Below are 17072 nucleotides of genomic sequence, written 5' to 3' on the forward strand. Positions count from 1 at the left end.
CCCGGCACCTGGCGCAGGCACCGGCTCGCGGCCTGCAAAACGAAGTTGTTGCTGGTCTTCAGCTTGCGAGCCAGCGCGCAGGCGAAGAGGCTGGGGCAGTTCCAGCCCTCCGTGCCCTTGTTGACCAGGAGGATCACCCGGTGGGGAGCGGCCGGGTCGTTGAGCCGGTTGAAGGCGTCCACTTCCTCCTGCCTGGACTCCGACGTGTTGCGGAGGCAGACGGCCGGACTCTGGCCGACCCTGCCCATGGCAACGTCCACGGCCGGACGGAGCGCCTCCAGATCGTCAGTCTGCGGGAAGTAGATCGCCAGCTTCGCCGGCGCCCCATTCGGGAGGGACACCTCCCCATAATCCCGGAAGAAGTCCTCGATCACGTGGCTCACGTAGGCTTCGGCCCGTCCCTCGAAGTCGAAGGCCTGGATATTGCCCGAGACGTCCTTGAGGATGCCGTCGCGGATGCCCTCGGAGAGCCCATACCAGATCACCACGTCCTTGAGGGGCTGACGATTGAAGTACGGGGTGCCGGTGGTGTTCACGACAGCGACCACGTGGGTGCTCGCCGCCAGGTAGTCCACGGTCTTTCGGACCTTCTTCAGCTCGGCTTCGAGCGACTGGCCATAGGTGTGGTGGGCCTCGTCCGAGAAGACGGCCAGGTGAGGGAGCGAGCCGACAGCCTGGAGCCTGAGGTTGGCCACCTCGGCGCGGGCTTCGTCCTCCCGGCCTCGGGCGAACAGGTCCCCGAGGTCGCTCTTCCTCACCGTCTCCTTCTGGATCCGGATCTTCTCCGTGTTGGTCACCACCACGTTGAAGAGGCTGCCGCGGATGACGGGGATGTCCTTCTCGCCGTCTCGCGTGAAGGTGAGCTTGACCGACGCCGCGAATGGCTTGTGGAGCCGCGCCGGCAGGATCTTGGCGTAAGGCACCGCGGCCAGTTCGCGGAGCGATTCGATGATCGTCTTCCCGGGGGCGAACACGAGCGCATTCTGGACGAAGGGCCCGTCCGGGTACTCGAGGGCCATCGCGAACTCCGTCGCGAAGATGGCGCCGATCAGGATGGTCTTCCCGGCCCCCATGGCAAGCGCCAGGATGTAGCTCGGATAGTCGAGGGTCAGCGTCTCGCGCAGGCTTTCCAGGCGATGTTCGCGGACGAAGCCGTCGTCGGCTTTGATTCGCTTCCAGAGAGTGTCGAGCGACCGGCCGACGACGAGCGTCTCGATCTCCGGAGTGGTGAGCCCGAGCGCCTCGATCAGGTCAGCGGGGTCAGGGAAGAGTCGCTGGTACAGCGTGAAGACGTGCGGCGTGTCCTCGATCAGCCGGAGGTACCAGTAGGTCTCCAGTGCCCGGAGCTGTGGTCTCCGCAGAAACCTCAGCGCCCCCGACTCAGCGTCGCTGGCCCACTCGAAGATTTCGGCGATGGCGGGGTACTCGGCCGAAGGATAGCCATCTGTCCGCCACTTCTCTACTCGCTGAGCGAGAGCCTGGTCGAGATGGCGCATCCTGGGAGAATCTTACCTAACTCCGCGTCGGCCGTACCCGCTAATTGCCTCGTGCAGCGTCTCGAGCATCAGGGCTCGGCCATCACAGGCCCCACGGCCCGCGCGGAAGCGGGACCCGCAGCAGGGTGCTGAAGAGGTGGAAGGAGCCCCACGCGAGCCCCACCGCGAAGGCCGCAGCCGCCGGGAGGTGCCGGCGCTCCACCACCCGGAGCAGGAAGCCCAGCAGCAGGAGCATCGTCAGGCGATAGCCGAGCCGCTCGAGGGCCAGGGCCGCGAAGGGCGCAGGCGCCGAGGATGACGAGGGCGTGACGGGCCTCGCCCCAGCCCACCGCGGCGAGGGGCGCGGAGCGCCCGCCGCCCAGGGCGATCAGGACCCCCAGGACGAGGGCGATCAGCGCCAGCGCCACCGGCATGGCGGCGGGGCCGGGGTTGCGCCAGGCGCCGAGAGGCAGCGCGCGGCTCTCCCAGAGCACCAGGACAGCCAGCAGCGCCAGCGCCCCGCCGCCCACGCGATCAACTGTCAACACCGGCGGCTCGCCTCCTTCATGCAGATGTCTTCCTGCATCGCGAAGCCATGCTCGGCCATGTTCCTGAGCCTGAGCCACCCCTGCCGTCCCGCCCGCGTCTTGATCAGGACCCACCACATCATCTCCGGCCGGGCCCGCATGACACCGGCGACGCGCCCGTCGGCAGCCAGCGGCTCCCAGAAGGCTTCGAGCGTCATCAGCCGCCCGGCGTGCCAGAGATCGTACCGGCCCTCCCCGCGGTAGGAGAGGACGTGGACCCGGTCGCCCGGCCGGAGCGTGCGCCCCGCCGCCCCCTTGACGGGCGCTGTGACGGCGACGACGCCGAGCTTGACCGCGTGGACATTGCCGCGGACCGCCGTGAAGCGCTCGCCCGGGCGGACGGGGAAGGCCGGCTTCGAGGTGTCCCCCTCGGCGGCATACGCGGTCAGCCGCGACCGCGCCACCCACGTCCCGTATGCGCAGCTCTCGCTCGGGCAGACGTTGCGCGTGACGTGAGGAGCCCTGGGGCCGGTCCGGTCCGCGACACCCCCGGCGCTGGCCACGAGCAGCGCCAGCCACACCCAGGCGGTGAGACGGAGACGGCTAATAGGTCGCCCGCCCCCCGGACAGGTCGTGGACGGCGCCGGTGCTGAAGGAGCACTCGTCTGAGGCGAGCCAGGCGACGAGCACCGCCACTTCCTCCGGCCGCCCCACGCGCCCCATGGGGATCTTGGAGACGAGAAGATCCACCGTGCTCTTCTCCATCTGCTTGAGCAGCTCGGTGCCGATGACGGCCGGCGCCACGGCGTGCACCAGGATGCCGCGCGTGGCCAGCTCCTTGGCCAGGGCCTTGGTGAGGCCGATCACCCCGGCCTTGGCGCTGGAGTATGGCACCAGCGTCGGGTTGCCTTCCTTCCCCGCGATGGAGGCGATGTTGATGATGCGCCCGGTCCCCTGCGGCAGCATCGCCTTGACCGCCGCCCGGCAGCAGAAGAAGACGCTCGTGAGGTCCACCTCGATCACCCGGCGCCAATCCTCGTCGGTGAGCTCCCAGATGGGGAAGGAGCGCCCGGTGATCCCGGCGTTGTTGACCAGGATGTCGAGCCGCCCCCAGCGGCCCAGTACCCGGGCCACCGCCTTCTCCACCTCCGCGGCCCGCGTCACGTCCGCCGCGACGGCAATGGCCTGTCCGCCCACCGCGCGCGCCGCGGCCTCCGCGGCCTCGCGGTCGAGGTCCAGCAGGGCGACGCGCGCACCGTCGGCGGCAAGGCGCCGCGCGATGGCGAGCCCGATGCCGCGCGCGGCACCCGTGACGAGCGCGGTCCTGTCAGTCAAGGACACCGTGGGCCTCCTCCTGCGGCCGGCTCGAGGCGCCGGCGTCGCGGTGATGGTTGAGGGGACGGTCCGGCCCACCCCCTCATGCCAGGGCCTTGCCGGGGGTCTCGGCGCGCTCGGCCGGAGCCTGCGCCCAGGCCTGAGTCCGCCCCGTCACCCCGCGCATCGCGAGCCAGTAGAGGAAGCGGACGCAGAGCCCGATGGCGATGATGAGCACGGACATGGCCGCCGCCTGCGCGGTGTCGCCCGCATCGTCCATGAGGAGGACGGCGACCGCCGCCATCTCGGTGCCCGGGGCCACGAGGAAGACCAGCGCCGACAGCGTCACCATGGCATTGAGGAAGAAGTACATGCTGACGGCGACGATCGAGGGCAGCGCGATGGGCACGGTGACGCGCCAGAAGGTCCGGTAGAACGGCACGCCCAGCGAGGCGGAGACGTTCTCGAACTCGGCGTCCATCTGCTTGAGCGAGGTGGTGGCCGTGAGGAAACCCACCGTGAAGAAGTGGATCACGTTGGAGATCACCAGGATCGCCAGCGTTCCGTACAGCCGGTTGAGCACGCTGTCCGGCGCGTTGAAGGTGAAGATGTAGGCGAGGCCCAGGACCATGCCCGGGATGGACACGGGGAGCATGGAGAGGAGGTAGAGGGGCCCGCTGGCCACCGTCCGGCACTTCTCCACGACGTAGGCGCCGACGAAGGTGGCCACGGTCCCCGCCACGGCCGAGAGCGCCGAGACGTAGACGCTGTTGAGCAGCGGGCGGTAGCCGCCGACGGTGTCGAAGGCGTAGTGCTTGAGGGTCAGCCCGAAGTTGTACGGCCAGCGGTGGACCAGCGAGGACACCAGGATCACGAGATAGATGCCGGCGATCACGCCCGCGATCACCGCGCAGTAGGCCAGCAGCCCCCAGTCCAGCCAGCGGTTCGGCACGGGCTGGAGCGGCCGCGACGAGGCCGTGACCAGCGAGTAGCTGCGCCGCTGGATGAGCCGGTCCACGAAGAAGGCCACGAGGGCCGGCACCAGCAACACCACCGACACCGTCGCCCCCATCGTGAAGTTCTGCTGGCCCGACACCTGGTTGTAGATCTCCGTGGCCATCACCGAGAACTTCCCCCCGATCACCTTGGGGATGCCGAAGTCCGTGATCACGGTGGTGAAGACGACGAAGCAGGCGCCCACCAGGCCGTACTTCACGCCCGGCAGCGTCACCGTGCGGAAGGTCTTGAACGCCGAGGCGCCCAGGGTCTTCGCCGCGTCGTAGAGCCGGGCGTCGGTCGCCGACAGCGCGGCCACGAGGATCAGGAGCGCGTGAGGGAAGCAGTAGAACACCTCGGCGAAGATGATGCCCTTGGCGCCGTAGATGCCAACGTTGATGTCGGTGAGGCGCGTGAAGATCCCGTTGTTCCCGAAGGCGTACACGAAGGCGATGCTCTGGACCAGCGAGGGGGCGAAGATCGGCAGCATGGCCACCACGCGGAAGAGCCCCTTGGCGGGCATCCAGGTCCGGGTCAGCGCGTACGCGTACACGAAGGCCAGCGCCACGGTGAGCACCATGGCGGCGGCGGAGACGGAGAGGCTGTTGGTCACCGAGGCGGCGATGGCGGGCGTGCCGAAGTAGCGCACGTAGTTCGCGAGCCCCACCCAGTGGCCGGCGTTGTCGAGCAGGCTGCGCCAGAGCATCTTCGCCATGGGGAGCACGATGAAGAGGTAGAGGACGGCGGCGAAGGCCGCCACCAGCGCGTAGCGGACCACGTCCTCGCGACCCAGCCGGTGGCGGACGGTGCGGTCGGGAATGGCCGCGGCGAGGTCGGCAGGCGTGACGGCCATGGCGTCAGCCGCGCGCCGGGAAGACCCGGAGGGCGTCCGCCCGGAGCGCCAGTGGCAGCTCGGACCCCTCGGTCACGCCCAGCTCGGCAAAGGCATTGGCCGCGACGTCGCACTCGAGCGTGGCCTCCCCGTCGCCGGACAGCAGGAGGCTCAGCCGCGTGAACGGCCCCAGGAACTGCACGCCTCGGATGCGGGTGAGCATCCCGTTCTCGCCCGTGCGGGCGGCCGGGCCCACGACGATCTCCTCGGGCCGGATCGCGAGCATCACCGGGGTGCCCTCCGGCAGCCGCTCGCCGGGCAGGTGGCGGAGCTCGAGGGCCCCCAGCCGCGCCCAGCCGGGGCGCGAGGCAGCGGTGGCGGAGATGAAGTTCATCTGCCCCACGAAGCGGGCCACGAAGGGCGAGCGGGGCCGGGTGTAGACTTCGTGCGGCGGCCCCACCTGCTCCACCACCCCATGGTTCATGACCACGATGCGGTCGGCCATGGCCAGGGCCTCCTCCTGGTCGTGCGTCACCATGATGGTGGTGACGCCGAGGCGCCGCTGGAGCGCGCGGATCTCGTGGCGCAGCGACTGGCGCACGCGCGCGTCGAGGGCCGAGAGGGGCTCGTCCAGCAGGAGGAGCGCGGGGGACGGGGCCAGCGCCCGCGCCAGGGCCACCCGCTGCTGCTCCCCGCCGGAGAGCTGCGAGGGGTACTTCTGCTTGTGCCGGGTGAGCCCCACGAGCCCGAGCAGCTCGTCCACCCGGCGCTCGATCTCCGCCCGGGCGACCTTCCGGGTCTCGAGCCCGTAGCCGACGTTGCGCGCCACGGTCAGGTTGGGAAAGAGCGCGTAGGACTGGAAGACGATCCCGTAGTTGCGCTCGCTGGGGGGCAGCGCCGACACGTCCCGCCCGGACATCGTCACCACGCCCGCGTTCTGGCGCTCGAGTCCCGCGCTGATCCGGAGGAGAGGCGTCTTGCCGCAGCCGCTGGGCCCGAGGAAGCAGACGAACTCACCGGGACGGATGGCCAGCGTGACATCACGGAGCGCGACGAAGGCGCCGAACTTCTTGGCGATGCCCTCGAGGGCGACGGCGGCGGGCCGGGCCGCGGGCTCGGTCATGCGCCAGGGCCCGTCGCGTCCCCCCCGGGAAGCGCGTCGGCGTGACGGGCGGAGGCCACCACGCGGAGGATCCCCGCGCCGTACCGCTGGGCCTTGTGCGGGCCCATCCCGTGGGCGAGCTGCAGCTCCGCGGCGTCTCGCGGGCGCAGGAGCGCGATGTCCCGGAGGGTCCTGTCGCTGGCGACGATGAACGGGGCGATTCCCTCCTCCCGCGCCACCTGGAGCCGATGGCGCCTGAGCGCCTCGAACAGCGCGAGAGTGGCGCCGTCCGGCTCGGCGGGGGTGGCGCCCTTCGCGGGAGCGGCGCGCCGCCCGGGCGCGGCGGGACCCGTGCCGGCCGGCGGCAGCAGCAGGCGCGCGGGGCGCCGCCCCAGCATCACCGCGCGCCCTTCGTCGGTGAGCACGACCACGGGCCTGTCGCCGCCGCTGAAGCTCACCCACCCCGCCGTGACACAGCGGCGCAGGAGCTTCACCAGCCACGCCTCCCCGTGATCGCCGAGGATGCCGAACGTGGATAGCCGGGTGAGCCCCGCGCGCTCGAGCCGCGGATCGGCCTCGCCGCGGACCAGCTTGACAGCGGTCTGGAGACCGAAGCGCCCGTGCACGCGGGCCACGCCGCTGAGCGCCTTGCGCACGAGCAGGGTCACGGTCTCGGGGTCGTGACGCTCTCCGTCCCCCGCGTCCAGCGCGCGGCAGTTGTCGCAGCGCCCGCATCCCTGCAGCGTCTCGGCCTCGTCGCCGAAGTAGCGGAGAATGGCGTCGTGACGGCAGCTCCCCCCCTCGACCCAGCGGATCAGCTCGAGGAAGAGGCCCCACTTGTGCTCGAGGATGGCCGCATCGGGCGGGCGCCCGTCGGCGCCCCGCTCGAGGAGCGCGCGGCGCAGCGGCAGGTCACGCGCGGAGGTGAGCAGCAGCCCCACCGCGTCCGCCCCGTCCCGTCCCGCGCGCCCGACCTCCTGGTAGTACGCGTCGAGGGAGGCCGGCGCGCCCAGGTGGACGACGGCGCGCACGTCGGCGCGATCGATGCCCATGCCGAAGGCGTTGGTCGCGACCATGATCTCGCACCGGCCGCCGGCGAACTCGCGCTGCACCCGCTCTCGCCGGGCTCCGTCGAGGCCGGCATGGTAGGCCTGCGCGCCCCACCCGCGCGCCGCGAGCCGAGCGGCCTCCTCCTCCGCCAGCTTGCGCGTGGGCGTGTAGACGATGGCCGTCCCCCGCCCGCTCCCGGGCGCCCCGAGCACCTCGGCCAGGAGAGCGTCCACCTGCCGGTCCCGGTGGCGGCGGCTGTCCACCTCGACGGCCCTGAGCGCCAGGTTGGGCCGGGAGAAGCCACGCACCATCTGCGGGGTGTCAGGGGGCAGCCCCAGCCGCGCCAGGATCTCGTCGCGGACGATCGGGGTGGCGGTGGCGGTGCAGGCCAGCATGCGGGCGCGCGGGAGATCGGCGAGGAGCCCGCCGATCTCCAGGTACTCGGGCCTGAAGTCGTGTCCCCACTCGCTGATGCAGTGGGCCTCGTCCACCGCCACGAGCGGGCAGTCGAGATCCCGCACCAGGCCACGAAAGCCGGGGAGGGTCAGCCGCTCGGGGGCGACGTAGACGAGCTTGAAGGCGCCCGCCGCCACGCGGGCCATCCGCTGGCGGACCTCGGCGGGCTCCAGGGCCGAGGCGAGGAAGGTCGCGGGCACGCCCCGCTCCCCGAGCCCCCGGACCTGGTCCTGCATGAGCGAGACGAGCGGGGAAACGACGAGCGTGGTGCCGGCGAGCAGGCTGGCGGGGAGCTGATAGGTGAGGCTCTTGCCGCCGCCGGTGGGCGCCACCAGCAGGAGCCGTCTCCGTTCGAGCAGCGTCTCCACCGCCTCGCGCTGCCCGGGACGGAAGGCGGCGTAGCCCAGCCGGCGGAGGGCGTCATCGAGGCGCTGGGCCGTCAGGGGCGCTGCACTCGTGGGAGCCGTTGAACGTGACCGCCGCGATGCCGACCGAGCTACTTGGCGTACCGCTTCTGCCACTCGGCGAGGATGCGGTCGCGGTTCTTGGCCGACCAGTCGAAATCGTTGGGGTAGACCACCTTGCTGATGTCCTTCGGAAGGCCCTCCGGCACGGGGAAGCCCGCCACGCCCACCGCGGCGAAGTACTTGGCGTACAGCCCCATGGCCTCGTTCGTGATCGCCCAGTCGAGGAACTGCTTGGCGGCCGGGTTCTTGGCCCCCTTCCGGGTCAGGCTGTTGGCCTCCATCTCGTAGCCGGACCCCTCCTTGGGCAACACCATCACCACCGGAGCGCCCTTCTTCTTCATCTCCAGCGCCACGTACTCGAAGGACACGCCGATGGCGCGCTCGCCGGCCGCAGCGTCCTTGCAGGGCTTCGAGCCCGACTTGGTGTACTCCGCCATGTTCGGGTGGACCGCGTCCAGGTACTTCCACCCCTCGGTCTCGCCCATGCGCTGCAGGATGGAGGCGACCGAGAGATAGCCCGTGCCCGAGCTGGCGGGGTTGGGCATCACCACCTGGCCCTTGTAGACCGGCTTCGCGAGATCGGCCCATGAGGTGGGCGCCGGCAGGTTGTGCTTCTTCGCCACCTCGGTGTTGAAGCAGAAGGCGGACATGAAGATGTCGATGCCGACCCAGGCGGGCGGATTGGCCTTGTCGCGGAAGAGCGGCTGGATGCGCTCGAGCCCCTTGGGCGCGTAGGGCGCGAGCAGCCCCGCGTTCTTGAAGATCAGCTGGTTGGTGGCGGCGACGCCCCAGATGACGTCGGCCTGCATGTTGTCCTTTTCGGCCATGAACCGAGCCGAGATATCGCCCGTGGAGAAGCGCAGGATCTTGAGCTCGATGTTGGGCAGCGACTTGTTGATGGCCTTCATGTACTCGGTGATCTGCTCGTTCTCGATGGCCGTGTAGACCACGACCACGTCCTTCGCGGCGGCCGGCCCCGCGAGGGGAGCGGCCGCGAGCGTCACAGCGACGAGGGCGAGGGCCAGAACCCTGGGGGTGCCTCTCAGCATAAGAGCCTCCTTGGCGTGAGCGTCGTTGGACCCGGACGATGTCCTGCCGCTCGACCCTAACACGACACCCCCCTACTGGGCCATGAAGCCGCCGTCCACGACCATGTCGGCGCCCGTCATGAAGGACGACTCGTCGGAAGCCAGGAAGAGCGCCGCGTAGGCGATCTCCCGGGGCTGGCCGATGCGCCCCAGGGGGATCCCGCTCCTGAACTCCGCCCGCAGCTCGTCGGTGAGGTAGGGCGCTTGCAGCGGCGTCTCGACGATGCCGGGGTGAATGATGTTGCAGCGGATCCGGTCGCGCGCGAACTGGATGGCCAGCGACTTGTTCAGCGAAATGAGGGCGCCCTTGGCTGCCGTGTAGGCGTCCTGGGCCCGGGTGAAGCCGGCCAGCGCCGACACCGACCCCACCAGGATGATGGACCCGCCCCCGGCGCGCCGCAGATGCGGGATCCCATGCTTGGTGACCCAGACCACCGACTTGAGGTTGATGGCCATGACACGGTCCCACTGGGCGCCGTCCGTCTCGAGCACCGAGCGGTCCCTGTCCTTCCACAGGACCCCGGCGTTGTTGTAGAGGACGTGGAGCGCACCGAAGGCCCGCACCCCCTCCTGCACCATCCGCCTCACATCCTCCTCCGCGGCGACGTCCCCCACCGCGGCCACGGCCTCGCCGCCGCCCGCCTTCACCAGCGCCACCGTCTCGGCCGCCGCGGCGGCGTTGATGTCGCAGACGACGATGCGCGCGCCCTCCTCCCCGAAGAGCACGGAGGCCTCGCGCCCCATGCCCATCCCCGCGCCGGTGATCAGCGCGATCTTGCCCTTGAGCCGATTCGGCATGTCAGCGGTTCTCCGTCGGGCGACGGCCCTGACTTGATCCACGATCGTCGCCAGCGACGACCTCAGGTGCGAAACTCGATCACGAGCTTCATGTCGCCGTCGCGGCGCTCCCAGGACGCGAGCTCGAAGCCGGGCAGCGGCTCCATCTCCATGCCCACCGTCAGTCGGCCACACGCCTCTCGTCTGGTGCGCGGGGCAGCGCTGGCGCCGGCGAGAGATCCACACACGACTCCTCCGACCCGGCGGCGCCGCAATCTTAGCGGGGATTGCCACAGGGAGCAAGTAGGGCGAGCCTGGGCCACGAGGGCCCCGTGCCCCCACCCGATCGGGGAGAAGGGTCCAGAGGGGAGAAGCTGCTCCGGGAGTCTCGCCGCCGCGGCGGGATCAGTGGGCGGAGCTGAGGGCGCTGCGCGACGAGGCCCCGCTCGAGGGAGGCGGGACCGTTAGACGAACCACCTGGCGCGGACCGCGCGCACCCCGAGCACGAGCAGACCCGCGCCCAGCTCTGCCGGAGGGCCGCGTGAGGCCCACCGGGCTCGCCCGCCGGGAACGCGAGGCCCGTAGAGGCGCTCAGAGCGCTCTTGAGGAGGGGGGGCGCTATGTCGGTATCCCCCAGAATCCTCCTCATCCGGCGCACCGGCCGGTAACCATCAACCCGGTGTCCACGAAACCGGTGGCGGAACCGCTACAACTACTACTACAACTACTTCAGTGCAAACCGCTTCCTGAAAGCAACCAGCCCTGCAAGGCAGGAACCGAACAGAAGCAACGTTCCAGGCTCGGGTACAGCAGCTACAGAAGATGTCTCCCACTCAGCGATGCCGTCAATGTTACCCGAAGGCCAAGGAGTATAAACATCGTTCCAAAACCCGCCAGCCCAGCCCATTACAGCCCAGTCCTCTCCTACCCCAGAATCGTTCGGTTCCCCCGACCCCCAGAAGGTATAGCTTACTGGTTCACCGCTAATCCACTTCCAAGTGCCTTCCGTTGCAGCATCATTAAAGCCGATCCAGTACGTAAGACCAAATTGGCCAGACACCCATATATTCTCAGCTACGTCGTTGATAGTAACCAAGTGCCCACCAAGCAGCACAGCGTTGGATTCGGCAACGTACCAATCGCCAGTAGGACCGTCAGAAACCAAGTCATACCAGTGACCGGTGGCTGGATTATACTTCGGGATGGCAAAAGCACCCTCTGCCATGATCAGCCACATTCCCGTCGCTACCAGTAGTACTGAAAGCTTTTTCATTTCCGATCTCCTCGTCCATTGTTGGTGGTTTGATACTGCCTTTGCTGCTCAGACATTCTTAATTCTCTGGGCGCAAGGGACGGTGACGGGGGCCATGGACGGGGGACCGCCGCCGGAGGAGGCCAAAGTTGGCTACGCTCTGGGTTAGCGCTTGAGTCGGCGGGCCGCGCGGCGCGCGCCGAACAACAGCAACCCCGCCGCCAGAGCCCACATCGTGCCGGGTCCCGGAACCGTCCCCGGAACCGTCTCGTTCAGCGTCCGGTAGTCGAATCCAGAGCCCGTCGTGAGGTCGTAGCCCGACAACTCGGTCGTCCCGGAATAGACGTGAAATCCGGTCAGGTCGAGGCTGTCCCAGGAGTTCACCCACTGCGTTCCGGAGGCGCCGGCGCCCGTCCCTGCCGAGAGACTGACTGCGATTTCGAACGGCGAGTTGAAAGGGAATGACTGAGTGTACTCACCCGGCACCCCTACGCTGTGCACGCCGCTCGGCAGTGGCTGAAACGGATCGTAATTGATCCGGCATCCAGTGTCGATCCTGCACTCCACGATGGCTAGAGTCGGCCCGCCTCGAACCCCGGCTTGGGCGAACAGGTTGGAACCCCATTCGAAGTCGTACCCCACTGCCAACGTGAACGGGATGACGAGTCGGCCCCATTCACCCGCCGGGCCGCTGATCGTCAAATCGTCAAAGAACCAGGCGGAAGCGCTGCCGCCGGTGGCGCTGTGACCATGATCAATGGCCGTAGCCGTGAAATACGCTCCCAGGCTACCGTAACTGGCTCGCGCGCCCAGGGCTCCGGACCCGTTGTTCGATGGGGGACTGGTCCACGCCGTCTCGGCGCTGAGAGGGCTGCCGGCCTGGCAGGTTCTTGGCATGGGTTGGACGGGTTCGTCGAAGATCAGACCTTCCAGACACACGGCGGTGCTCGCAAACGACGGGGGCGCAAGCGCCAATGCGAGCGCGATCCCAGCGGCTCCGAGGACGAGGGCGGGAAGGCTCGAGAGCACCACGGCAGCACGCCGGTTCATAGGTAGCAAGACCCGCTTTTTCATGATCCTTCGCCTCCCTGAGCGTGAGCCCGGTTTTCGATGGCCTTGGCGTCACTCAGTTTGCTGGGGCGTGATGCAGGCACGCAGGGCCAGAGCAGTCTGTTCACCATGATGCGCCCCCTTGTTCCTGGTCTTATCTCCTGAGAGAGGGGCCTGGGCACTCCTGTGCGTATCCGCTTGCCTCGGCGCGCCGGGCCCAGCGGCGACGCCATTGATCCCCTGGGTAGGCCCCATACCATGTGCCACTGGATCTGGGACAAAGGAAATCATGAGGTTCTGGTACCGGCGGCAGCCGTCCTGCGCCATCGTGAGATCTTTCTCGATACCGACACAGCGACAGTAGGCCGTTTTGCTGAGCCAGGCTGAGCCTGCCAGCTCACCCCACGTCGGCGGTCTTTCCATCCTCTGATGGACGCGGGGGCGACCGGCCGCCTGCGGGGCCTTCACCTCGCAGCCTCGCGCCGCGGGAGCATCTGCCAGCGGCCGAGGAGCGCGGCGCGCTCCTCGGCCAGCCCGCGGTACGCCCAGAGGATCTCGCTGCCGATCGCCCCGGCGGCATGGAGGGCCTCGACCGCGGCGTCCAGCTCCGCCGGCCGGGCCATCCACCTGCCGAGGCGAGCCTGCGCGTCCGCATCCCCGGCCTCGGCCATCTCGGCCAGCGTGATCGCGCCCCTGATCGCCCCCGACACCTCGCTGAAGGAGAGATGCGCGGGCACGACCCACCCCCGCTCCGGGACCCCAAGCACCTCGCAGAGCCGCCCGAGGTAGTCCCGCGTGCTCGCCGCCAGCCTCGCCGCCTGATGGAGCGAGAGGTCAGGAAGCTCGTCGTGCCCGGTCGATTGGCCCACGAGCTCCCAGTCGAGCAACCAGGGTGCCAGCTGGACGCCACCGGAAGCGCAAGCACGGCCGGCATTTGGGACGCAGCCCGCGAGGCGGCCACGGTGGTGCCCGGCTGGTGCCCAGCCGCTGCCGCATGGGCACCACTTCGCGGTCGCACCGCCCGAGACCCCGGGAACTCGAGCGGGCCCGGTCGCGGCTCGGGCCGCCGGATTCCCGCGACTCTCCGCTTGCTGTCATCGAGCGCCCCATTGTGTAATACCCATGACCGGTCGTCCTTTGCCCGTGGTTCTGTTCCTCCCTGGGAACGGCCCGCGGCCCCGCGATGCGTCAGAGCGGTCGTTCGGTGGAGACTGGCATGAGGCGATGAGCACGGATCACCTGGCAGAGCTGATCGGTGAGAGCCCGGTGCTGGCCGCGCTCCGCGATCGTGTGCGCCGCATGATCGCGCGTCAGGCGACGGCCCCGCGGCCCCGTCCCATTCTGATCGTCGGCGAGACCGGCACGGGCAAGGGCCTCCTGGCCCAGGCGATCCACAGGAGCGGGCCGCGGGCCGGGGCGCCCTTCGTCCCCGTCAACTGCGCGGCCATCCCCGAGTCCCTGTTCGAGGCCGAGCTGTTCGGCTTCGAGCGGGGGGCCTTCACCGACGCCCGCCAGGCCAAGGCGGGGCTCCTGGAGACGGCCCACCGCGGCACGCTGTTCCTCGACGAGGTGGGGCTCATGCCCGGCGCGCTGCAGGGCAAGCTCCTCGATGCCCTGGAGACCGGCGCGGTCCGCCGCCTGGGAAGCACGCGGACTCAGAACGTGGACGTCTGGCTCCTGGCGGCAACCAACCTCGACCTGGTCGGTGCCGTGCGGGCGGGGCGCTTCCGCGAGGACCTCTACCACCGGCTGGCCGTCCTGACGGTGCGCCTGCCGCCGCTCCGCGAGCGCGACGGCGACGCGGTGCTGCTCGCCGAGCGGTTCCTCGGCGAGGCCTGCGCCACGGCCGGGGCCGGCGCGAAGCGCCTCTCCGCCGACGCGCGCGACGCCCTCCGGCGCTACCCGTGGCCCGGCAACGTGCGCGAGCTGCGCAACGTGATGGACCGGGTCGCGGCGCTGGCCGAGGGAGCCCTCGTGACCCCGTCCGACCTCGCCCTGACGCCCGACCCGCTCTCGTCGGCAGAGCCCCTGCCGGCGCCTCGACGGCGTCCGGAGCCTTCCCCGCGCCCGGCGACGTCCCACGCCCCGGACAGTGGCGACGCGACGACGCTGGCCCGCGCGCTCGAGGAGACCGGCTGGAACCTCTCTCGGACCGCCGCGCGGCTCGGGATCTCGCGGCACACCCTCCGGTACCGGATCGAGCTCAACCGCCTCCGGCGCACTCCCGCCGACGCGCCGCCTGGGCCGCCGCCACCCGCTGGGCCCACCAACCTCCCGCGCCCGCTCACCCGCTTCGTGGGGCGCACGCGCGAGCTGGATCAGGTGCAGCGGCTGGCCCGTGCGAGCCGCCTGCTCACCCTCACGGGCGCAGGCGGCGCCGGGAAGACCCGGCTCGCGCTGGAGTCGGCTGGCCGGCTCCTCGCGGAGTTTCCCGACGGCGCGTGGCTGGTCGAGCTGGGCACCCTCGCGGATCCGGCGCTCGTGCCGCGCGCCGTGGCGGCGGCACTGAGAGTGCGGGATGAGGCCGCCGGATCGCCCATTGACACCCTGGCAGAGGCGCTCCGCGACAAGCGGCTCCTCCTGGTGCTGGACAACTGCGAGCACCTGGTCGGGGCGTGCGCGGAGATGGCCGCGATGCTGCTCGAGGCGGGCCCCGGGGTGCGCATCCTGGCCACGAGCCGACAGCCCCTCGACGTCCCGGGTGAGGTGATCTGGCGGGTGCCAAGCCTGGCACTGCCGCCCCCGGACCGGCTACCGCCGCTCGACGAGCTGGCGCACTCGGAGGCGGTGGAGCTGTTCCTCGACCGCGCCGGCCACGTGCAGCCCGGCTTCAGCGTGACGGCCGAGAACGCCCTGGCCGTCGCCCAGATCTGCTATCGCCTCGACGGGATGCCGCTCGCGATCGAGATGGCCGCCGCGTCCCTCCGGGTCCTGGCCGTGGAGCAGATCAACGCCCGGCTCCACGACCGGTTCCGCCTCCTCGCCGGACGGAGCCGCAACGATGTGCCGCGCCAGCACACGCTGCGCGCGACCATGGAGTGGAGCCACGATCTCCTCTCGCCTGATGAGCGCTGCCTCCTGGCGCGGCTCGGGGTGTTCGCCGGGCCGTTCTCGCTGGAGGCCGCCGAGGGTGTGTGCGCGGGCGACGGGATCGAGCCGTCGGGCCTCCTGGAGGTCCTGACCCGGCTCGTGGACCAGTCGCTGGTGAGCGTCAGTGTCGCGCGCGGGGAGGCGCGCTACCGCCTGCTGGAGACGGTCCGCGCCTACGCCCGCGAGAAGCTCGGCGCCTCGGGGGAGGAGCGAGCACTCCGCGCCAGGCACCAGCAGTGGTACCGGGCCGCCGCGGCGCTCGCCCACCGGATGTTCGAGGAGGGGGCGCCGGAGGCCGGGCGGCTCGCCGTGCTGGAGCGGCTGGAGGCCGAGCACGCCGATGTCCTCGCGGCGCTCGCGTGGCGGGACGCCGAGCGGGAGGACGCGGAGGGGCGGCTCCGGCTCGGCGGCGCGCTGTGGCGGTTCTGGCTCTTCACCGGGCGCCGCGGCGAGGGCCGCGAGTGCCTCGAGCGGGTGCTGGCGGAGACTCCACCCGGAGTCTCCGCGGCGCGCGCCGACGCGCTCACCGCTGCCGGGATGCTGGCTCGCGCCCAGGGGGACTACGCGGGCGCGGCAGCCCACCATGAGACGGCACTGGCGATGCGGCAGGCCCTGGGGGACCCGCGCGAGGTCGCCCTCTCCCTCGGGAACCTGGCCGTGGTCGCCCACGACCGGGGCGAGTACGAGCGCGCAACAGCGCTCCTGGAGGAGGCCCTCCCGCTCCTGGCCGAGCCAGGCAGCCGCTTCCGCCGGGCCATCGCGCTCAACAACCTCGGGCGCACCGCGCGATTCCGGGGCGACTTTGCCCGGGCGACGAATCTCACCGAGGAGGGCCTGCGGCTGTTCCGGGACATGGGCCACCGCTACGGGATCGCGGCCGCGCTCCACGGGCTGGCCGACCTCGCGCAGTGTGAAGGCGATCTGGAGCGGTCGGCGACCCTTTACGAGGAAAGCCTCGCGCTCAGGCGGGCCGTGGGGCATCAGCCGGGCATCGCCATCTCCCTGAACGGCCTCGGCGCCCTGGCGCGGCGCCAGGGCGACCTCGCGCGCGCCTCCCGGCTCTGCGACGAGAGCCTGGTCCTCCGCCGGGCGCTCGGGGACCGGCGCGGCGTCGCGGTGAGCCTCGGAAGCCTGGCGCGCATCGCGCGCGACGAGGGCGACCTGTCACGGGCGGGCGCGCTCTGCGGGGAGAGCCTGGACCTGCACCGGGGCCTGGCGAACCCGGTGGGCATGGCGGCCGGGCTCGAGACGATGGCAGCGGTGGCGGCCGACCGCGGGGAGCCGATCCGGGCGGCGTGGCTCCTCGGCGCGGCGACGGCGCTCAGGGAAACCATCGGCGCGCCCTTGTCCCCGAGCGCGCGTCAGGAGCGCGACGGCGACGCGGCCCGCGCCCGCGCGGCGTGCGGCGACGTGGCCTTCGCCTCGGCCTGGGACCAGGGTCGGGGAGCGCCGCTGGAGCGGGCCATCGCCGTGGCGCGGGGCCGGGATGCCGGTATCGGCCCGGCCGGCGGCTGAACAGCGCCAGACCGCCTGCCCGAGCAGATCTTGATCTGATCTACGGTCGTCGCAAGCGACGACCTTCGTGAGGTGGCTCCG

Annotated in this window: 13 protein-coding genes; 1 reads left to right on the forward strand and 12 read right to left on the reverse strand. The window is 70.6% G+C overall.

Going from position 1 to position 17072, the window contains the following annotated elements:
• The 12 genes from HYV93_12685 to HYV93_12740 all read right to left on the reverse strand — a co-directional run.
• A partial coding sequence (locus tag HYV93_12685; GenBank protein ID MBI2526825.1) for a DEAD/DEAH box helicase family protein occupies positions 1–1496 on the reverse strand: 1496 nt, incomplete at its 3' end.
• An 82-nt stretch (positions 1497–1578) separates the two neighbouring features.
• The gene (locus HYV93_12690) at positions 1579–1731 is read right to left on the reverse strand and encodes a hypothetical protein (GenBank protein MBI2526826.1); all 153 of its coding nucleotides are present in this window, start codon (positions 1729–1731) and stop codon (positions 1579–1581) included.
• Positions 1732–2016: 285 nt separating this feature from the next.
• Positions 2017–2466: a hypothetical protein gene (locus HYV93_12695; protein MBI2526827.1), complete on the reverse strand. Its 450-nt coding sequence runs from the start codon at positions 2464–2466 to the stop codon at positions 2017–2019.
• A 139-nt stretch (positions 2467–2605) separates the two neighbouring features.
• Positions 2606–3343, reverse strand: coding sequence for an SDR family oxidoreductase (locus HYV93_12700; protein MBI2526828.1), 738 nt, complete (start codon positions 3341–3343; stop codon positions 2606–2608).
• 76 nt (positions 3344–3419) lie between these two features.
• Positions 3420–5165: a putative 2-aminoethylphosphonate ABC transporter permease subunit gene (locus HYV93_12705; GenBank protein MBI2526829.1), complete on the reverse strand. Its 1746-nt coding sequence runs from the start codon at positions 5163–5165 to the stop codon at positions 3420–3422.
• 4 nt (positions 5166–5169) lie between these two features.
• Entirely contained in the window at positions 5170–6267 is a 1098-nt protein-coding gene (locus HYV93_12710) for a putative 2-aminoethylphosphonate ABC transporter ATP-binding protein (protein MBI2526830.1), read from the reverse strand.
• Positions 6264–8195 carry an ATP-dependent DNA helicase RecQ gene (locus HYV93_12715; protein ID MBI2526831.1) on the reverse strand — a complete coding sequence of 644 codons (1932 nt, stop codon included), beginning with the start codon at positions 8193–8195 and terminating at the stop codon, positions 6264–6266. Before HYV93_12715 ends, HYV93_12710 begins: the two co-directional genes overlap by 4 nt.
• A gap of 53 nt (positions 8196–8248) precedes the next feature.
• A complete protein-coding gene (locus tag HYV93_12720) occupies positions 8249–9268 on the reverse strand; it encodes a putative 2-aminoethylphosphonate ABC transporter substrate-binding protein (GenBank protein MBI2526832.1) in 1020 nt (339 codons plus the stop codon).
• Between the two features lie 72 nt (positions 9269–9340).
• Entirely contained in the window at positions 9341–10105 is a 765-nt protein-coding gene (locus HYV93_12725; protein MBI2526833.1) for an SDR family oxidoreductase, read from the reverse strand.
• A gap of 703 nt (positions 10106–10808) precedes the next feature.
• Positions 10809–11357 carry a PEP-CTERM sorting domain-containing protein gene (locus HYV93_12730; protein ID MBI2526834.1) on the reverse strand — a complete coding sequence of 183 codons (549 nt, stop codon included), beginning with the start codon at positions 11355–11357 and terminating at the stop codon, positions 10809–10811.
• 144 nt (positions 11358–11501) lie between these two features.
• Positions 11502–12410: a hypothetical protein gene (locus HYV93_12735; protein ID MBI2526835.1), complete on the reverse strand. Its 909-nt coding sequence runs from the start codon at positions 12408–12410 to the stop codon at positions 11502–11504.
• 440 nt (positions 12411–12850) lie between these two features.
• Positions 12851–13255 carry a hypothetical protein gene (locus HYV93_12740; protein MBI2526836.1) on the reverse strand — a complete coding sequence of 135 codons (405 nt, stop codon included), beginning with the start codon at positions 13253–13255 and terminating at the stop codon, positions 12851–12853.
• Positions 13256–13610: 355 nt separating this feature from the next.
• Here HYV93_12740 and HYV93_12745 point away from each other — a divergent pair, with 355 nt between their 5' ends.
• Positions 13611–16991, forward strand: coding sequence for a sigma 54-interacting transcriptional regulator (locus tag HYV93_12745; protein ID MBI2526837.1), 3381 nt, complete (start codon positions 13611–13613; stop codon positions 16989–16991).
• Positions 16992–17072: the final 81 nt, after the last annotated feature.

Source organism: Candidatus Rokuibacteriota bacterium (genome assembly GCA_016188005.1).
Classification (GTDB): Bacteria; Methylomirabilota; Methylomirabilia; order Rokubacteriales; family CSP1-6; genus UBA12499.